The organism is Actinophytocola sp. KF-1, from assembly GCF_054661535.1.
Window position 1 is genome coordinate 15,581 of sequence record NZ_BAAFVK010000017.1, and the last position, 18,090, is coordinate 33,670.

At 72.9% G+C, this 18,090-nt stretch carries 19 protein-coding genes; 7 read left to right on the top strand and 12 right to left on the bottom strand.

Annotation, left to right across the window (positions count from 1 at the left end; all coding sequences use genetic code 11):
- Positions 1-268 precede the first annotated feature (268 nt).
- Positions 269-643 carry a hypothetical protein gene (locus tag ACYQ77_RS38885; protein WP_459721240.1) on the bottom strand — a complete coding sequence of 125 codons (375 nt, stop codon included), beginning with the start codon at positions 641-643 and terminating at the stop codon, positions 269-271.
- Positions 640-1,485: a hypothetical protein gene (locus ACYQ77_RS38890; protein WP_459721243.1), complete on the bottom strand. Its 846-nt coding sequence runs from the start codon at positions 1,483-1,485 to the stop codon at positions 640-642. Before ACYQ77_RS38890 ends, ACYQ77_RS38885 begins: the two co-directional genes overlap by 4 nt.
- A gap of 81 nt (positions 1,486-1,566) precedes the next feature.
- Between ACYQ77_RS38890 and ACYQ77_RS38895 the strand changes: the two genes are divergently transcribed.
- A complete protein-coding gene (locus ACYQ77_RS38895; protein ID WP_459721246.1) occupies positions 1,567-2,523 on the top strand; it encodes a helix-turn-helix domain-containing protein in 957 nt (318 codons plus the stop codon).
- Positions 2,520-3,020: a GNAT family N-acetyltransferase gene (locus ACYQ77_RS38900; RefSeq protein WP_459721249.1), complete on the top strand. Its 501-nt coding sequence runs from the start codon at positions 2,520-2,522 to the stop codon at positions 3,018-3,020. The genes ACYQ77_RS38895 and ACYQ77_RS38900 overlap by 4 nt, the downstream gene beginning before the upstream one ends.
- On the opposite strand, the gene ACYQ77_RS38905 is transcribed toward ACYQ77_RS38900, so the two are convergent.
- Positions 3,013-3,765 (bottom strand): MerR family transcriptional regulator, encoded by a 753-nt coding sequence (locus ACYQ77_RS38905; RefSeq protein WP_459721252.1) that lies wholly within the window; start codon positions 3,763-3,765, stop codon positions 3,013-3,015. The two genes, ACYQ77_RS38900 and ACYQ77_RS38905, sit on opposite strands and share 8 nt — an antisense overlap.
- Positions 3,766-4,470: 705 nt before the next feature.
- On the opposite strand from ACYQ77_RS38905, the gene ACYQ77_RS38910 reads away from it, so the two are divergent.
- Positions 4,471-5,886 (top strand): MFS transporter, encoded by a 1,416-nt coding sequence (locus ACYQ77_RS38910; RefSeq protein ID WP_459721254.1) that lies wholly within the window; start codon positions 4,471-4,473, stop codon positions 5,884-5,886.
- Between the two features lie 29 nt (positions 5,887-5,915).
- On the top strand, positions 5,916-6,548 hold the full coding sequence (locus ACYQ77_RS38915) for a TetR/AcrR family transcriptional regulator (protein WP_459721257.1): 633 nt from the start codon (positions 5,916-5,918) through the stop codon (positions 6,546-6,548).
- A gap of 16 nt (positions 6,549-6,564) precedes the next feature.
- Here the strand turns inward: ACYQ77_RS38915 and ACYQ77_RS38920 are convergent, their stop codons facing one another.
- From ACYQ77_RS38920 to ACYQ77_RS38930, 3 genes are read right to left on the bottom strand one after another with little or no spacing between them, the layout of a single operon-like run.
- Positions 6,565-7,497: an alpha/beta fold hydrolase gene (locus tag ACYQ77_RS38920; RefSeq protein WP_459721260.1), complete on the bottom strand. Its 933-nt coding sequence runs from the start codon at positions 7,495-7,497 to the stop codon at positions 6,565-6,567.
- A 53-nt stretch (positions 7,498-7,550) separates the two neighbouring features.
- Positions 7,551-8,528, bottom strand: coding sequence for a GlxA family transcriptional regulator (locus tag ACYQ77_RS38925; protein WP_459721263.1), 978 nt, complete (start codon positions 8,526-8,528; stop codon positions 7,551-7,553).
- Positions 8,509-9,585 (bottom strand): trans-sulfuration enzyme family protein, encoded by a 1,077-nt coding sequence (locus tag ACYQ77_RS38930; RefSeq protein WP_459721671.1) that lies wholly within the window; start codon positions 9,583-9,585, stop codon positions 8,509-8,511. Before ACYQ77_RS38930 ends, ACYQ77_RS38925 begins: the two co-directional genes overlap by 20 nt.
- 80 nt (positions 9,586-9,665) lie before the next feature.
- On the opposite strand from ACYQ77_RS38930, the gene ACYQ77_RS38935 reads away from it, so the two are divergent.
- Complete coding sequence (locus tag ACYQ77_RS38935; protein ID WP_459721266.1) at positions 9,666-10,829, top strand: aminoglycoside phosphotransferase family protein; 1,164 nt, start codon at positions 9,666-9,668, stop codon at positions 10,827-10,829.
- On the opposite strand, the gene ddaH is transcribed toward ACYQ77_RS38935, so the two are convergent.
- Positions 10,783-11,550, bottom strand: a complete 768-nt coding sequence (gene ddaH / locus ACYQ77_RS38940) for a dimethylargininase (RefSeq protein ID WP_459721268.1) — start codon at positions 11,548-11,550, stop codon at positions 10,783-10,785. The two genes, ACYQ77_RS38935 and ddaH, sit on opposite strands and share 47 nt — an antisense overlap.
- 5 nt (positions 11,551-11,555) lie before the next feature.
- Positions 11,556-12,026 carry an SRPBCC family protein gene (locus tag ACYQ77_RS38945; RefSeq protein ID WP_459721271.1) on the bottom strand — a complete coding sequence of 157 codons (471 nt, stop codon included), beginning with the start codon at positions 12,024-12,026 and terminating at the stop codon, positions 11,556-11,558.
- A 173-nt stretch (positions 12,027-12,199) separates the two neighbouring features.
- On the opposite strand from ACYQ77_RS38945, the gene ACYQ77_RS38950 reads away from it, so the two are divergent.
- Both ACYQ77_RS38950 and ACYQ77_RS38955 read left to right on the top strand, forming a co-directional pair.
- Complete coding sequence (locus ACYQ77_RS38950) at positions 12,200-13,747, top strand: cellulose binding domain-containing protein (RefSeq protein WP_459721274.1); 1,548 nt, start codon at positions 12,200-12,202, stop codon at positions 13,745-13,747.
- Positions 13,748-13,801: 54 nt separating this feature from the next.
- Complete coding sequence (locus ACYQ77_RS38955) at positions 13,802-14,368, top strand: hypothetical protein (protein ID WP_459721277.1); 567 nt, start codon at positions 13,802-13,804, stop codon at positions 14,366-14,368.
- 252 nt (positions 14,369-14,620) lie between these two features.
- On the opposite strand, the gene ACYQ77_RS38960 is transcribed toward ACYQ77_RS38955, so the two are convergent.
- From ACYQ77_RS38960 to ACYQ77_RS38975, 4 genes are all read right to left on the bottom strand, one after another.
- Positions 14,621-15,397, bottom strand: a complete 777-nt coding sequence (locus tag ACYQ77_RS38960; protein WP_459721280.1) for a glycerophosphodiester phosphodiesterase — start codon at positions 15,395-15,397, stop codon at positions 14,621-14,623.
- Between the two features lie 33 nt (positions 15,398-15,430).
- A complete protein-coding gene (locus ACYQ77_RS38965; protein ID WP_459721283.1) occupies positions 15,431-16,138 on the bottom strand; it encodes a phosphocholine cytidylyltransferase family protein in 708 nt (235 codons plus the stop codon).
- Complete coding sequence (locus ACYQ77_RS38970) at positions 16,135-17,346, bottom strand: CDP-glycerol glycerophosphotransferase family protein (RefSeq protein ID WP_459721285.1); 1,212 nt, start codon at positions 17,344-17,346, stop codon at positions 16,135-16,137. Before ACYQ77_RS38970 ends, ACYQ77_RS38965 begins: the two co-directional genes overlap by 4 nt.
- A 71-nt stretch (positions 17,347-17,417) precedes the next feature.
- Entirely contained in the window at positions 17,418-18,077 is a 660-nt protein-coding gene (locus ACYQ77_RS38975) for a sirohydrochlorin chelatase (protein ID WP_459721288.1), read from the bottom strand.
- Positions 18,078-18,090 lie beyond the last annotated feature (13 nt).

Consider the following 18,090-nt stretch of genomic DNA (forward strand, 5'->3'; position numbering starts at 1 on the left):
CGGGAAATTTTTATCACAGTACGGAAACGCCGGTAAATGATCACCCGGATCCCGCGACGGTCCGCGACCGGCGAGCTACGACGTGTGCGACAAATGGCCTATTTACAGGGGAGTTATCATCACAGGGTCGCATCTCGACTACCCGCGGCGAGAAGCCGGAGTGACGGCCGTGCGGGTGCCCCGGGATACCGCGAGCGGCGCCACGCCCCCGCCGGCACGCTTTCCGGCCGCCCCGCGCCGGACTCCCCGCCTGTGACGTTTGCGCGGCTCAGGAGAACTTCTCGATGAGCCACGCGCACATCTGCGGCTCGTCCATCTCCGGGAACTCCGCCATGAAGTTGACGAGCGCCCGCTCGGCCTCCTCCCGGTCCAGCCCCCGCGCGGCCGCCGCCCGCAGGTAGTCCTGCTTGGCGGCGGTCGGGCGGCCGCCACCCGCACCACGGCCGGGCAGCCCGTCCCGCCACCGCGCGATGGCCGCCACCTGGTCGGTCCGCCAGCCAGGCGCGCCGTCGACCTCCACGTCCGGCGCCGGGAAGGGGTGCTGCGATCCGTCGGGGTAGCGGGCACGCCACTTGTGCACCGCGTGCCTGCTCACGCCGAGGGCGTCGGCCACACCGACCACCCCGAGGTAGTGCCTCGTCATGCCGGGGACCGTACAACATCGTCCACGCAAGAGACAACGTTGGGCCACGGAGCGGTGCGCAGCTCGTGGGTCCCGTCCCCGATGCGGCCCTCCCAGTAGGCGCGGTGGCTGCCGTCGGCGAGCGCGAGGACCTCGAGGTAGCGGAGGTCGAGCGGCTCGCCGTCCAGGGGGGTGAACGTGGTCGCGTCGGCGAAGCCCGTGCGCTCGAACCAGTTCTCGGCGGCCGTTGCGCGGCCGTCGTAGGACACCATGCCGTTCGGGAGGAACCCGGTGAGCCGGGCGCCGCGGGCGTCCCAGCGGCCCGCTCGTCCACTCAGGACGGTACGCGGCGGCGACCACGTCACGCCGTCCACACTCGTCGTGTACGCCGTGGACATGCGGTCCTCCGCGCCCGGCACGTCCAGCGGGTGGCAGCAGATCCAGACGTGCCAACGGTTTCCGTCGAACCGGACCACCGGGTCCTTCACGCCGGTGCGCTCGTCGCCGCCGAGCACCGGACGGTGCCGCGCACTCGCCAATCCCTCCACTGTGGACGCTTCGAGCAGGCCGATCCACCAGTGCTTCGTGCCCGGCGTCGAGCAGCTCGTGTACATGCGCCAGCCGGCCGGGGTGCGCACCAGCGCCGGGCGTTCCACCATGCCGTCGGTCTCGAAGGTCGCCACGGTCTCGAAGTGCTCGCCGTCGGCGGAGCGGGCCAGCACGTTGCGGTCGCGGTCGCCGCGGACCCGGTAGGCCAGCACGATCGAGCCGTCGTCGTCCAGGGCCGCGCTCGGCGCGCCCGCCCACCGCTGCGGTCCTCGCCCCGGGGCCGCCACCGCCACCGCCGCGTTCGGGATGTCCATGCTCCCAGCGTCGCGGGGGCGGGACGGCACCGACAGTGGCAGGACTGACCGGGTGTCGGAAGTTTCTGCCATCATGGCCGTGTGGACGTCGTGGCCGTGGTCGGCGAGCAGGTCGCCGCGTTCGAGCTGGGCATCGTGTGCCAGGTGTTCGGGCTCGACCGGTCCGACGACGGCCTCCCCCGGCACGACTTCGCGGTCGTGGCCGCGCGACCGGGCCACGTGCCCACGACGTCGGGGTTCGCGGTCGAGGTCACGCACGGCCTGGGCCGCGTCGCGTCCGCCGACCTGGTGACCGTGCCCGCGTGGCCGACGCTGGACGCCCCCGCCGACCCGGCGGTCCTGGCCGCGCTCGCGGCGGCCGCGGACCGGGGCGCGACCGTGCTCTCGGTGTGCTCCGGCGCGTTCGCGCTGGCCGCGGCGGGCCTGCTCGACGGGCGCCGGGCCACCACGCACTGGCAGTTCGCGGACCTGCTCGCGCGCCGCCACCCGGCCGTCACGGTGGACCGGGACGTGCTCTACGTGGCCGACGGGCCGGTGCTGACCAGCGCGGGCGCGGCCGCCGGCATCGACGCGTGCCTGCACGTGGTGCGCGAGCGGTACGGCGCCGCGGTCGCCAACGCACTCGCGCGGCGGATGGTGGTGCCCGCGTACCGGGACGGCGGGCAGGCGCAGTACGTCGAGACGCCCGTGCCCGCGACCGGCGACCACTCGCTCGCGGAACTGCTCGACTGGATGCGCGCGCACCTCGCGGAGCCGCTCACCGTCGACGCGCTCGCCGCCCGCGCGCACCTGTCACCGAGGACGTTCGCCCGCCGCTTCAAGGAGACCACCGGCGCCACGCCGCACCGGTGGCTGCTCGACCAGCGGCTGCAGCACGCCGAGCACCTGCTCGAGACCACCGCGCTGCCCGTCGACGTGGTGGCCGCCCGCGCGGGTTTCGGCAGCGGCGACACGTTGCGGCACCACTTCGCGGCGCGCCGGGGCGTGAGCCCAAATCGGTACCGGCGCGTGTTCGCGGCCGGTACAACACCACCATGACCCACGTGCGCCCGATGCGTGCCGACGAACGGGACGAGGTGCGGGCACTGCTCGCGGACGCCTACCGCCCGTACGCGAACGACCTGGCCCCCGCCATGTACGAGTACTACCTGGCGGGTGTGCTGGACCTCGACGACGGCGGCGACGCGCTCGTCGCCGTCGCGGGCGACAAGGTGGCCGGCACGGCACGGCTGTTCCCGGCCGACCGCGTGCCGATCCCGCTGGCGCCGGGCTGGGCGTGGGTGCGGGCGGTCGGCGTGCACCCGTCCGCGCGCGGCACCGGGGTGGGCCGGGCGCTGATGGCGCACTGCGCCACCCTCGCGGCGGACGCGCGGGCACTCGCACTGCACACGATGGACTTCATGCCGTCGGCGATCCGGCTGTACGAGCGGCTGGGGTACGTCCGCGTGCCGGAGTGGGACATCCAGGTCGGCGGCGAGCGCGGGTTCGCACCGGAGGAACAGTTCCTGGCGATCGCGTACGCGCTGGTCAGGTAGCCCGATCGGCGTTGGCGACGATCGCGTCGTGGATGTACCGGGACAGGCCGGGCGCCATGTCGTCGTAGTTGCGGCCGGAGCGCAGGTTCGCCCGGTAGGCGCGGGCGAGTTCGCGGTGCGTGGCGTGGTCGCAGTCGTGCAGCCAGCGGTCCAGGTGCAGCCGGTGTTCCTCGGCCAGGTCCATCACCTCGGGTGAGTCCGCCGGGACGCCGGCGTTCATGGCCGCGGCGAGGCGCTGGTGGATGCCGGCCTGCTCGGCCCGCAACGCGAGCCAGTCCTCCCGCCGGTACGCGGCGACCCGCTCCCGCCGCTGCCGGAACAGTTCCGTGCCACCCCACCGCTCGAGGATCCGCGGCGCGTCGTCCTCCAGCCGCGTGCTGCCGAACACCTCGAGCCGTTCCTCCGGGGTGATCGTCATGCCCAGCTCGCGGGCCGTGAGCTCCTTGTCGATCACCGCGACCATCGCCTCGTGCCGTGCGATGCGCTCGGTCAGCAGCCTGCGCTGGTCGGTCAGGTGGTCGGTCGCCGGGTCGTCGAGGATCTCCGCGACCAGACCGAGGTCGAAGTCCAGTTCGCGGTAGAAGAGGATGCGCTGCAACCTGCGCAGGTCGGCGGGCGAGTAGAGGCGGTAGCCCGCGGCGCTGCGCTCGCTGGGTTCGAGGAGCCCGATCTCGTCGTAGTGGTGCAACGTGCGCACCGAGACACCGGCCATCTCGGCGACGGCGCCCACCGTGTATTCGTCCATGGCGACCACTGTGCGCCCCCACGCGACGTGAGGGTCAAGCCTGCGCTCTCCTTCTGACAGGTTCGCGACTTCCACCACGCCCGCCCCACACCCCAGCCCGCGCCGCCCTGCTCCTGGTCACCCGCCCGTGGCCATGCGGCCCCAGCTCCCGCGGCCGACCCTCTGGTCCCCGGCTTCGCCTCGCCGCCGCGGGCCGCATCCCGGGCCCCGCCTCCCAGCTGTGCCGCCCTGCCCACCACTCGCCCTTGGCCCCGGGACGCCAGCTCCAGGCTTGGCTGCTTGCAGTTTTGGCCCCGCATTCAGGCATCGCGCCGCCCGACCTCGCCCTCGGTCCCGCCCCGGGCCCGGGCCGACCCAGCCCAGCCAGCCGACCCGGCCTAACCCAACCCGGCTCAGCCCAACAACCCAGCCCGGCCCAGCCCAAACCGGCCCAGCCGAACCCGGCCCGGCCCAACCCAACCCAGCCCGGTCCAACCCGGGCTCGGTCCGGCCCAACCCGACCCAACCCAGCCCAGCCCGGTCCAACCCGACCCAGCCCGGTCCAACCCAACCCAACCCGACCCGACCCGACCCGGCCCGACCCGGCCCGGCCCGAGAGCCTCAACCACCGGCATCCCGGGCCTCCCTCGAACTTCCTATTGGAATGAAGCATTCCGTTCTGCTACTGTTGCACGGAACCAAGCATTCCGTTCCAAAGGAGTCCACGTGACCGCCACCCTCGACGCGCCCCTCCGGGTCGCACCCGCCGCGCACCCGCGGCGCTGGCTGGGCCTGTTCGCGATCCTCGGCGCCGACCTGCTCAACCTGCTCGACTCCACGGTCGGCACCATCGCGGCGCCCGCCATCCAGGCGGACCTCGGCGGCTCGACCGCGACCCTGCAGTGGATCGCCGCGGGGTACACGCTCGCCATGGCCGTCGGGCTGCTCGTGGGCGGGCGGCTGGGCGACATGTACGGCCGGAAGCGGATGATGATCGTCGGCGTGGTCGGGTTCCTCGCCGCCTCGTTGTTGTGCGCGGTGGCGTTCTCGCCGGAGACGTTGCTGGTCGCCCGCGTGCTGCAGGGCGGGTTCGGCGCGGTGATGGTGCCGCAGTCGTTCGGGCTCATCCGCGAGTTGTTCGGCGCCGAGGTCGGCAAGGCGTTCGCGCTGCTGGGGCCGGTGATCGGGCTCGCGACCGTGCTCGGGCCGGTGATCGCGGGGCTGCTGGTGGACGCGGACCTGTTCGGCACCGGCTGGCGGATGGTCTTCGCGATCAACCTCCCGCTCGGGGCGTTCGCGCTGGTCGTCGGGGCCCGGGTGCTGCCGGACAGCGCGCCGGCCGCGCGGGGGCAGCGGCTCGACGTGCGTGGTGCGCTGCTGGCGGCGGCCGGGATGTTCCTGCTGGTCTACCCGCTGACGCAGGGCCACGAGCTGGGCTGGCCGGTCTGGTCGTTCGGCATGCTGGCCGCCTCGGTGCTGGTGCTCGCGGTGTTCGCGGCGACGCAGCGCGGTGACGGCCCGGTGCTCGTGCGGCTGTCCGTGTTCGCCAAGCGGTCCTACAGCTCGGGGGTGGCGTTCGTCGTCTCGTTCTTCGGTGTGATCACCGGCTTCTCGCTCGCCGTCGGTCTCTTTCTGCAACTGGGTCTTGGCTACTCGCCGCTGAAGGCCAGCCTGACCATGGCGCCGTGGGCGGTCGGCGCGTTCGTCGGCTCCGCGGTCGGCGCGAGCGTGCTGGCCGGGCTCGGCAGGCGCGTGCTGCACCTCGGGCTCGGGCTCATGACCGCGGGCCTGACGTGGCTGTACTTCGCGCTGTCGGTCGACGGCCCGCCGATCGCGCCGCTCGCGGTGTTCGGCGCCGGCATGGGCATGATCTTCGTGCCGCTGTTCGACATCATCGTCGGCGACCTGGCCGACGACGAGGTCGGCTCGGCCTCGGGGATCCTGACCTCGGTGCAGCAGCTCGGCGCGTCGCTGGGGATCGCGGTGCTGGGCACCGTGTTCTTCTCGAACGTCGACGTGCCCGCGGCCCCGGCGTTCGTGGACGCCGCCAAGGTCGTCACGCTCGTCGCGATCGGGCTGACCGTCGTCACCTTCGGCCTCGGGTTCCTGCTGCCGCGCAAGGCCAAGGCCGCCGCGCACTAACCTGACCGCACGTCACGAGGAGGATTCCGATGCCGGCTCCGCTCAGCGGCCGCAAGGCGCAGGCCGCCCGCAACGACGGGCTGATCGTCGAGGCCGCGCGCGAGGTGTTCGTCGCCGACCCGACGGCGCCGATCGCCGCGGTCGCCGAGCGGGCCGGCGTCGGGATCAGCGCCCTGTACCGGCGCTACCCCAGCAAGGAGGACCTGCTCCGCAAGCTGTGCGCGGACGGCCTCGCGCTCTACACCTCGATCGTGGCGAAGGCGGTCGCCGACGACGGTGACCCGTGGGAGGCGTTCGCGACCTTCATGCGGGAGATCGTCGCCGCCGACACCCACTCGATCACCAACGCGCTCGCCGGCACGTTCACCCCGTCGCCGGAGCTGTACGAGATGGCCCGCCGGTCCGGGGAGCTGAACGAGCAGCTCGTCGACCGGACGCGGAAGGCCGGCGTGCTCCGCGCCGACCTGGACGTCGGCGACCTCGGCGCGTTGTTCGGCCAGCTGGCCGCGGTCAGCGTCGGCGACCCCGCCCGCGACCGCGAACTCCGCCAGCGCTACCTGACGATCATCCTCGACGGCCTGCGCGTCCCCCCGGTCACCACCGCCCTGCCGGGCCACGCACCCACCCTCGACGAGCGGGCCCGGCAATGGGACCCGGCATGACCACCGGGGTGCCGGGTCAGCCGATCAGGTCGGTGAGCGCGCCGACGACGGCGTCCGGGGCCTCCTCCGGGACGAAGTGGCCGGACGTCGGGACGTCCACCACCCGCACGTCGCTGCCCCGCGCGGTCAGCGCCTGCGCCAGGTACGGGCTCGCCAGCGACGCGATCCCCAGCATCGGCGCGGTGATCGTGCCGTAGGCCTTCTGGTCCTCGATGTCCTGGTGGAAGCCCTGGTACCAGGCGTTCCCGGCACGGATCGCGGACGGGGTGTCGTACGCCGCCGCGTAGATCGCGCGGTCCCGGTCGCCGATGGCGGTCCGGTCGACGAGCAGCAGCGAACACAGGTGGTCGACGAGGTACCGGGCCCGGCCCGCCAGCAACTGCTCCGGCAGCTCCCGCACCTGGTTGAACGCGAACCACCACGGGTAGACGGTGCCGGGCGGCATGAGCAGCGGGATCTGGTACAGGCTCTCGTCCGGGTGCGGCACGTCGATGATCGTGACCGTCTTCGTGGCGGCGCGGTGGTTCGCGGCGTACGCGAACGCGACCATCGCGCCGATGTCGTGGCCCGCCACGTGCACCGACGACAGGCCGAGCGCCGTGACGAGCCCGTGCACGGCCGCCGCCATCGACTTCTTGTCCCCGGCGGTGTCGCGGGGCAGGTCGACGGCGATCACCCGGTACCGCCGGGCCAGCGCCGGGAGGATCTTGTGGAACTCCCACCAGGTCTGCGGCCAGCCGGGCAGCAGCACCAGCGGCTCGCCGCGGCCGCCCGTGACGTAGTGCAGCCCGGCCGCGTGCCCGCTGCGCAACCCCAGCGACGCGGCGAGCCGGGCGTCGGACGGACGGGGCGCCGCCGCGGCGGTCCCGGTGGTGCCGATCGCCGCCAGTGCCGCGGTCGACGCGCCGATGCCGAACAGAGCCCTGCGGGACGGACGGAAATCGCTCATGCCCGGAGCCTGGCGCGGCACGCGCGCCGGGGGTGAGCGGCGATCGCGCCAACCTACGTCGGATTTCGGCCGAACGTCTCCCGGTACGCGGCGGGCGCGACGCCGACGACGCGCCGGAAGTGCGGGCGCAGCGCCGCGGCCGACGAGAACCCGCACTGCCTGGCCACGACGTCCACCGGCAGGCCGGTCGACTCGAGCAGCCGCTGCGCGTGGATCACCCGCTGGTGGGTGAGCCAGGTGGCCGGGGCCGCGCCGGTGATCTCGCGGAAGCGGCGGTCGAAGTTGCGCCTGCTCATGTTCGCCCGCCGCGCCAGCTCGTCGACCGGCAGCACCTGGTCGAGCCTGCCCAGCGCCCAGTCCATGGCCGACCCGACCGGGTCCGACACGTCCGGGTCCGGCACCGGCGACTCGATGTACTGCGCCTGCCCGCCGGACCGGTGCGGCGGCACCACCATGGCGCGGGCCAGCCGGTTCGCCACCTCGGCGCCGCGCAGCACGCGGATCAGGTGCAGGCCGAGGTCCATGCCCGCCGCGCCGCCGCCCGCGGTGAGGATGTCGCCGTCGTCGACGAACAGCACGGACTCCCGCACCTTGACCTTCGGGAACCGTTCGGCGAGCAGCGGGGCCATCGCCCAGTGCGTGGTGGCGGGCCGGTCGTCGAGCAGCCCGGCCTCGGCGAGCACGAACGCGCCGCTGCACAGGCCGGCGATCCGGCCGCCCCGTGCGTGGGCGTGCCGCAGCGCCTCCAGCACCGGTTCCGGCGGCCGCCGGTCCGGCGACCGCCAGTTCGGCACGATGACCAGGTCCGCGGCCGCGACCGCGGCGAGGTCGTACGGCAGCGGGGTGGCGAGCCCGCCGCCGCCCATCACCGCGCCCGGCTCGCCCGCCACCACCCGCACGTCCAGCTCCGGCATGGCGCCGTAGTGCACGGCCAGGTCGAACACGCCGAACGCGAAGGACATGATGCCGAGCGACGCCCCGTCGAACAGGATGACGACGAGGCGGGTCCGGTCAGCCGCCGAGTGCCGCATCGAGATCCGCCCACAGGTCCTCGACGTGCTCGCAGCCGACGGACAGCCGCAGCAGCGACGGCGGCACGTGCTCCTGGCCTGCGAGCTTCGCGCGCCGCTCGACGGTCGACTCCACGCCGCCGAGACTGGTCGCCGCGTTGACCACCCGCAGGGCCGCGCACACCGCGTCGGCCCCGGCCGCACCGCCCGCGACCTCGAACGACAGCATGGCGCCGAACCCGGACATCTGCGCGGCCGCCCGCTTGTGCCCGGGGTCGGACGGCAGGCCCGGGTACCGGACGCGGGTCACGGCCGGGTGCTGCGCCAGCCGTTCCGCCAGCACCCCGGCCGACTCCTGCGCGTGCCGCACCCGCAGGGCCATGGTCCGCACGCCGCGCACGGCGAGGAACGCCTCCATCCCGCCCGGCGTGGCGCCCGCCAGCACGCGGTTGGCGCGCAGCCGTGCGGCCAGGTCGGGGTCGGCGGCGACGGTCAGGCCGATCAGCAGGTCGGCGTGGCCGCCGATGTACTTGGAGCCGCTGTGCATCACGATGTCCGCGCCCAGCGCGAGGGGGTTCTGCAGCAGCGGGGTGGCGAAGGTGTTGTCGACCGCGACCGGGACGCCCGCCGCCCGCGCGCCCGCGCACAGCGCGGGCAGGTCGGCCACGTCCATCAGCGGGTTGGTCGGCGACTCCAGCCACAGCAGCGCCGCGCCCTCGACGGCGGCGAGCGTGGCGTCGGTGTCGGTGATGTCCCGCAGGTCGACGGTGTGGCCGCGGGCCGCGACGAGGTGGCGGACCGCGGTGTAGGAGTCGGCGGGCACGACCACGCGGGACCGGGGCGGCAGCAGGTCCACGATGGCCGCCGCGGCGCCCATGCCCGACGCGTACGCGGTCGCCGCGCCGCCCTCCAGCTGCCCGACGACCTGCTCGAGGGCCTCCCAGGTCGGGGTGCCCTCGTTGCGCGCGTACTCGTGCTCGCCGCCGCTGCGGAAGCTCGACGCGAACACCGGCGGCACGTTCAGCGGCGTGCCCGGCCGGTCGGGCCCGCGCCCGGCGCCGACGCAGACGGTCTCCATTCGTGGTGTGCTCACGGGTGCCAATCTAGAACCGGAAACTCGGTCGCGGCCGCTGATTTCCGCGAGGACACTTCCCTGCCGTGGGGAAATCCGTCACAGCCGTGGTCACGTCCGGCGGCGCGCCCGTCGGCGTGACCGGACCGTTCACTGTGGACGCGCCGTGGTGGGCCGAGGTGGCGGCGGTGACCGCGCACCTGACCGAGGCGCTGGGGGCGCCCGCGTACGTGGTGCGGCTCATGCGGGTCGAGGGCGGCGAGGTGCCGCGCGGCGGGCACGTGACCTACCACGTGGAGGCGGCGGGCACGACCCGGTCACTCCCCCCGGCGGACCTGGACGGGGACGACCCGCTGCGTGCGCACTTCGCGACCGTCGACGGGCTGCGGGACCTGCTCGCGTGGGCCCACGACGCGCTCGCCGGGCTCGGGATCGCGGTGACCGGCCCCGTGACCCAGCGCAAGACGTGGAACCTCGCGGCGCTGTTCCGGCTGCCGACCGACCACGGCCCGGTCTGGCTGAAGGCGCTGCCTGCGTTCGCCGCCGACGAGGCGCGGGTGATGGGCGCGTTCGCGACCGTCGACCCGGCGCTGGTGCCTGCGGTGCTGGCGGCGGGCGAGGGGAAGCTGCTGCTCACGCACCTGCCTGGCGAGGACTGCTGGCACGCGCCGGAGGACGTGCTCGCGGCGGGCATCCACCGGTACGTCGCAGCGCAGGCCGCGCTGGCACCGCCTGCCTGGCTGCCGCGCCGCGACTACCCCGGCGACGTCGACGCCCTGCTCGACCGCGACCTCGGCCTGACCGCCGGCGAGGTCGCCGCCGCCCGCGCGCTGCTGCCGGGCTGGGCGGAGCTGGCCGAGTGCGGCCTGCCGACGACCGTCGTGCACGGCGACTTCCACTCCGGGAACTGGCGCACCGACGGCGGCCCGCCCACGGTGCTCGACTTCGCCGACGCGCACGTGGGCACGCCGGTGCTGGACGGGCTCCGGGTCACCGAGTTCAGCGACCGGTCACGGACCCCGGCCGCGCACGCGGCCTGGGTGTCGGCGTGGCGTGCCGCGTGCCCGGGCAGCGACCCGGCACGTGCGCTGGTGGTCGGGGCGCCGCTCGCCCGGCTGTACTTCGCGGTCCGGTACCAGGAGTTCCTCGACGGGATCGAGGCGTCGGAGCGGATCTACCACGAAGGTGACCCGGCGGCGTGCGTCAGGGCCGCGCTGCGGTGTCACGCAGCCGCACGGACAGGCACGTGACGCAGCCCTCGAGCTTCTCGAACTCGCTGATGTCGACGATCACCGGCGCCAGGCCCATGCCGCGGAACAGCTCGGCCGACTCCGGTGCGCTCGCCGCCATCAGCACCCGGTTGCCGCCGAGCAGCACGACGTGCGAACCGCCCTCCTCCGGCACGGGCAGGAACCGGGGGAACACGGACGGGTCGTCGACCAGCGGCGGGTAGCCGATCACGGTGCCGTCGGGCAGCGCGGTCACGGCGGACTTCAGGTGCAGGACCTTGGTGACGGGCACCGGCACGACGGTCGCGCCGGGCAGGTGCGCGGCGAGCTGCCGGATGCCCTCGGCGTTGGTCCGGTCGCTGTGCCCCACGTAGACGGTCGACCCGATCTTGAGCACGTCCCCGCCGTCGAGCGTGCCGGGCGCCTCGATCCGCCGGATGTCGTACCCGTCGAGCGCCGCGGCGAGCCCCTCGGTCTCCGGCTGCCGCTCGGGCGCCCCGGACCGCGCGAGGACGGCCGTCTTCCCGTACACCACAACGGGGTCCTCGACGAACACCGCGTCCGGGCAGTCGTCGGCCGGCGCGACCTCGACCACCCGCCAGCCCGCCGCGACCAGCGCCTCCACATAGGACTCCCACTGCCGCAGCGCGAGCGCGGTGTCGACGGGCTGCCGCTCGATGTGGGAGATCAGCCCGTCCGCGAGGCGGGGGCCGGGGCGTCGTACCAGGACCGTGATGGACATGCGCCTCAGGCTACGCGTGCGACCTTCCGCGCCACCGCCGCGAGTGTCTGCTCGATCGAGTAGGCGTTGAAACCGGGCCGGTCGGCCTTGCCGGTCACGATCGGGCCGAGGTAGCGCTGGACGAACTTGTTGCCGACGCGGTACCAGTGCTCGGTCAGCACGCAGCCGTCCGCGGTCGGCGTGATCTCGTACGCCCACCGGGACACCCGGATCCCGATGGGCGAGCGGACGTCGAAGAGGAACCAGCGCGGCGGCTCGCATGCCACGATCCGCACGTTGGTCCGCCACTCCCTGCCCGGGCCGCGGTTCACGCCGCGGAACCGGGCGCCGACCGACGGCCCGGTCGCGCCGCCGACCCACTGCCCGCCCACGTTCTCCGGGCTCAGTTCACCCATGTTGGGCAGGTCCGTGACGATCGCCCACACGACCTCGGGGTCGGCGGCCAGAACGGTGCTCCGCGAGATGGTGGGCTCCACGACCTCACGGTCGCACGCGGTTCGCGGCCCCGGCAAGCCACTGCGCACGCCGTGAGAAGTCCGGTTTGTCCCGCTGTATTGGTCCAGACCTTGCCGTGGCATGGTGGTCTAGACCAAACTGGGGTCCGGGAGATCCACGGGGTGCTCTTCGTTCCTGCGCGAAGGAGTCCACGATGCGAAGATGGCTCACGGGTGTGGCCGCGGCCACCCTGCTGCTCGGCCTGGTCACGGCGGCGCCCGCGGCCGCGGCGCCCGGGCTGACGGCCACGTTCACCAAGGTGTCCGACTGGGGCACCGGTTTCGAAGGGAAGGTCACCGTCAAGAACTCGTCCAGCGCCGCGATCAACGGCTGGACCATCGAGTTCGACGTCCCGAGCGGCTACTCGATCCCGAGCGTCTGGGACGCGGTGCACACCGCGAGCGGGCAGCACCACGTGTTCCGCAACCCGTCCTGGGCACCGACCCTCGCCGCGGGCGCGACCACCAGCTTCGGCTTCAACGGCAGCCCCGGCAACTTCCCGGGCATCTCGAACTGCCGGTTCAACGGCGACCCGTGCGACGGCGGCGGTGGCAACCCCGGCACCCCGTCGACCCCGGGCACGCCGTCGGTCACCGGGACCACCAACTCCTCGATCTCGCTGTCGTGGGGTGGCTCGACCGGCACCGTGACCGGCTACCGCGTCTACGAGGGCACGACCGTGCGCGCCACGGTGACCGGCACGTCGGCCACCATCAGCGGCCTCGGCACCTGCACCTCGCACACCTACACGGTCGCCGCCTACAACAGCGTGGGCGAGTCGGCGAAGAGCGGTCCCGTCTCCGCGACGACCACCGGCTGCACGCAGCCGACGGGTGGCCGCGGCGCGCCCTACCTGTACATGGGCTGGGGCGACCCGCCCGCACCCGCCACGGTCATGTCGGCGACCGGCGTCAAGTGGTTCACGATGGCGTTCGTGCTCTCCGGCGGCGGTTGTACGCCGGCGTGGGACGGCAACCGGCCGCTGACCGGCGGCGTCGACCAGCAGGCGATCAACGCGATCCGCGCCGCGGGCGGGGACATCGTGCCGTCGTTCGGCGGGTGGAGCGGCAACAAGCTCGGCCCGAACTGCTCGTCCGCGTCGGCGCTCGCCGGCGCCTACCAGCAGGTGATCAACGCCTACGGGCTCAAGGCGATCGACATCGACATCGAGAACACCGACGAGTTCGAGAACGACACCGTCCGCAACCGCATCCTCGACGCGCTGAAGATCGTCAAGCAGAACAACCCCGGCATCCAGACGATCGTCACCTTCGGCACGACGACCACCGGTCCGAACTACTACGGCAACCAGCTGATCGAGCGCGCGGCGGCCATCAACGCCGGCATCGACATCTTCACGATCATGCCGTTCGACTTCGGCTCGGCGAACATCGGCACCGACACCATCAACGCGGCGGAGGGCTTGAAGAACAAGCTCAAGTCCGCGTTCGGCTGGACGGACGCCCAGGCGTACAGCCACATGGGCATCTCCGGCATGAACGGCCTGTCCGACCAGCAGGAGATGACGTCGGTCGCCACCTGGACCTCGATCCGTGACTGGGCGAAGGCGCGGGGCTTGGGGAGGCTCGCGTTCTGGTCCGTCAACCGCGACCGGCCATGTCCCGGTGGCGGCGTGGTGAGCAACTGCAGTGGGATCTCCCAGAACAACTGGGACTTCACGCGGATCACCGCGGGGTTCTGAGGAACTCGGCCCCCTCCTCCGGCGTCACAACCTGGCGTCCGGAGGAGGGGTCCGATGGTGTCGTTCGTCGCGGAAGTGCCTGGTCACGCCCCGGTGGTGGTGCGCACCAAGCGCGGCACGACCGCCCTGTACGCCCTGGTGCTGACGTCGGCGGTGCTGCTGGTCGCGCTGGTCGGCGCCCTGATCGCGGTGTCCGTGTTCCTCGGGACGCCGCTGTTCCTCGTGGTCGTGCCGCTGCTCGCGCTCCAGCTGTACTTCACCGTGCTCATCGTGCGCGAGTACCGGGGCCTGCTCGGTCCGCAGCTCGCCGCCGACCACACCGGCGTGTGGATCCGCACCGGTCTCGGCCGCCGTCCGGAGAGCGTGTTCCTGCCGTGGCACGCGGTCGACGGCGTCGACACGGCCACGGGCCCGGTCGTGCGGATCATGAGCAGGCAGGGCGAGGCGCTCTTCCCCGCCCGCCCGCACTGGCGCGTCCGGTCGCTGCGCCGCCGATACGGCACGGCGTTCGTCGTCGACGGCAAGCGGTCCGCCGAGCCGGTGGACGTGCTCGCGCACCGGCTGATGTCGACGGCTGGGGCGCGCCCACCGGCGCAACGCGCCGACGGTGGTCTCCGGTGAGGTGGTCACCCGCTGACGAGGCCCGACCTGTGTACAAGTCGGCCGTCGGTCGCCGGAACTGCCGGTGGTCGCCGGTAGGCTGGATCTCGGGGGGCCGGAGGCCACTGTCGATCTTGCTGGACGCTCGCGCGAGCGTGCCCGTGCCGCACAGACGCTGGGCACGTTCAGCCCAGAACGCGCAGCGCCCGGACAGTGCCGTGCACGGCGCGTTCAGGACAACCGGCCACGTCGTCCGGGCCCAAGGCACCAGGGTCAGACCGACGCCAGCTCACCTCGCAGCGCGGCGATCGCCTTCGGGACGTTGTTGACGCACAGCGCGTCCACCCCGGCGTACAGGAGCTGCTGCGCGAACCGCACCGTCGGACACCACGCGAGGAACTCCCGGCCGCTGGTGTGCACCACGTCGACCACGTACTCGAGCGGCCGCTGCAGCTCCATCGGCTCCCGGTCGTTCGGGCGCAGCGAGCCCCAGTGCGGCGCCAGGACCTGCACGTCCAGGTGCCCGGCCATGGCCACGGCCTGGCCGATCGGGAACTCGACCCACGTCAGCAGCGCGCGCGGCACCCCGGGCGCCACCTCCTTGGCGATGTCGAGCGCACCCGCGTCGAACGAGCTGATCAGCGTCGGCCGCCGCCGGGCCTCGCGCCGGGCCACGCGCGCGAGCTGCGCCATGGTCGTCCCGGCGCGGTCGCGGGTGGCGTCCTCCATCGACGTCTTCACGTCGAAGTCGATGCCGACCCCGCCCGGCAGTGCCGCCAGCAGTTCGTGCAGGTCCAGGGCGCCGTCGTCGGTGGCTTCGCTGCCCGTGATGTCGGCGTAGAACACCCCGTCGGCGTTCGCCGGGTTGTGTGCCACGACCAGGCGGTCGTCCGACGTGCGCCGGACGTCCACCTCCACCCAGTCGATGCCGAGTGCCGCGGCCGCGAGGAACGACTCGAGCGTGTTCTCGCGTATGCCGTCGACCGTGCCCCGGCCCAAACCGCGATGTCCCAGGAGCACCGGCCCGGGACCGAAGAGTCTGCCGTCCATAGCGCGCCGTCATCGGCGCGCCTGACTCCCGCCTCAGGCCGCCGAGGTGACGGTCTTGCCCACCTCCACGTTGGCACGTTCGAGGTCCCCGGCGAAGTCCACCTCCACCACGAAGAACTCGGAGATGTCCAACGCCAGCACCGGCATGCCGGCCGTCTCGATCGCGGACTCGATGCCGCGTTCGAAGTAGTCGGTGTCGGTGCAGCCCTCCAGGTGCTCGACCAGCGTCGCCCGGTCGGCCGACGCGATGTAGTTGATGCCGACGGCCTCACCGAAGCCGCCGACTACCGATTTTGACAGCTCCTGGATGAGTCCGTCGACCGAAGCGGTGTACTTCACCTCTTCTTCACCGCATGCTTCCGTGTTGACACACACGAAGCTGCGGTCCGCCTCGATCGCCGCCGCGACCGGCGCGAGCAGCTTCGGGTCGAACACGACGTCGCCGTTGAGCCACAGCACGCCGCCCGGTGGGCACAGCCGCAGCGCCCTGAGCAGGCTCTTCGACGTGTTGGTGTGCTCGTAGCGGTCGTTGTAGACGAACCGGGCGTCCGGCGCGGCCCGCATGATCTCCTCGGCGTGGAACCCGACGACGATCGTCACCTGCGGGTCGGTGAGCCCGGCGGACAGGTTGTCCAACTGCTGGCGCAGGATGCTGCGGCCGTCCGCGAGCGGTGTCAGCGGCTTCGGGTGGGGCATGCCGAGCCGGGTGCCCATGCCAGCGGCCAGGATCACGACGTTCATGCGGGCACCTCCATGCTGGTCATCGCGGAAAGGTTGGCGTCGCGGGTGCGGACCGCGTCGTCGATGGCGGCGAGGAACCGGGTCGTGCTCTCCCCCGGCGCGAGGTCGCCGAAGTACAGCTCGCGCACGGCGGCGCGGGCCTCGCGGTACTCGTCGTGCTCCAGGCGCCGCGCCACGGTCTCGGTGAGGTTGCCGATGGTGGCCGAGTCGACCACGTCGGCGCAGCGGCTGATGGGCGCGTCGGTGTGCAGCTTCTCCCGGTCGTCGTACCGGTCGGCGATGAACATCGGCTGGTGCTGGCGCAGGTAGAGGAAGTCCAGCCCGACCGACGACACGTCGGTGATCATCAGGTCGCAGCCGGGGAACACGGCGAGGATGTCGCCCTGCTCCTGCACGAGGTGCTCGCCGCCGGCCCGCGAGACGCGGCGGACGATCTCCCGGTGCGCGGCCGCGACGTCCGGGATGGGGCTGACCGCGACCCTCGGGTGCGGCTTGTAGACCAGCCGGACCCCCGGCACGGCGAGCACCTTCTCGACGATCGCCGGGCCGAACACGTCGACGGACGTGTAGTTGTTGGAGGCGTTCTCGCCCTCCCAGGTCGGCGCGTAGAGCACCGTCCTCTGTGTACTGGGCGGCAGCACGGGCGCAGGGCGCAGGTCGAGCTGGGGGCGGCCGACGGGCACGAGCTTCGACTCGTCGAACTCCATGAGCGCCGCGCGGTGCCGCCGCCGGGCCGCCTCACCGGCGATGAAGACGCGGTCGTAGGCCTTGACCTGGTTGGAGACCATGCAGACCTTGTCGCTCTCGCCGTGGTTCACGTGCACGTGCAGCATGTGCCGCTGCATGAGCGAGTGGAAGTTGTGCACGGAGTTGTTCACGTAGACGGCGACCTTGAAGTCGCTGGTCTCGTAGAGCTGCACGAGGTCGGGGAACGCGGGCGCGAGGACCGTGCGCAGCGGGGTGTCCAGCTCCTCGTAAGTCTTCCGGTTGCGCGTGATGATCGTGACCGGGTGCTCGCGGTCGAGCCGTTCGAACACCGGCAGCCACTGTTTCAGCTGGTAGACCTTCCGCGGATCGTCAGCGAAGTAGACGGCGACGGTCCCCGGGACGGCCGTGCCCGGCGTGTAGCCCGCGGGCAGGGGGCCGGAGGGGTCGTCGAGGATGCGGCGGACGTCACCGGCCTTTTTGCGGTTGCCGAACAAGCCCACGGACAGGACTCCAAGAGGGTGCGAAGCGATGGGGGTGGCCGGGACTCGTCCGGCCGCCTACATCATGGGGGCTACGACACCCGATATCCAAGTCCTGTACCTGGGGACGAAACCCAACGTTCACGAATCGTTGCGTGCCGGTACCGCCGGATGATCAACTCGGCGACCGCCGGGTGCGCGCCGAGCGGCGCCGCGGTCACCGCCGCGCCCGCGGCGACGGCCCGCCGGTGGAACAGCCCGGGCGCGAGGAACCAGCTGGCGACGGCCGCGCCGGGCTCGAGGACGTCGGCGAGCGAGGGTGTCGAGGTCGCGACGAACCCGGCCCGCGCCCCGAGTCGCCACGCGGCGTCGTACACCTCGGCCCGGGACCGCGGGTCGGACGACCCGGACGCGGCGAGCACCACCGGCTGCCCGGGTACCCACCCGGCCGCGCGGAGCCGCTGCCGCGCGACGGACACGAGGTCGAGCCCGAGGTGCGGGGTGATCACGGCGGGGGCGCCCGCGGCGGCGACCTGCTCCGGGATGTCGACCCGCACGTGGTACCCGGCGGAGAGGAACGCGGGCACGACGACCGCCGGACCGGGACACCCGCGGAGGACGGTGGTGACGTCGGGCTGCCGAACGTCGGCGAACGCGACCCGCACGTCGGGCACGTGCCGGCGGACCAGGTCGGCCAGCTCGTGGACGACGGTGGCCCCGGCGGGGTCACGCGTCCCGTGCGCGACGAGCACGCAGGTGACGCCG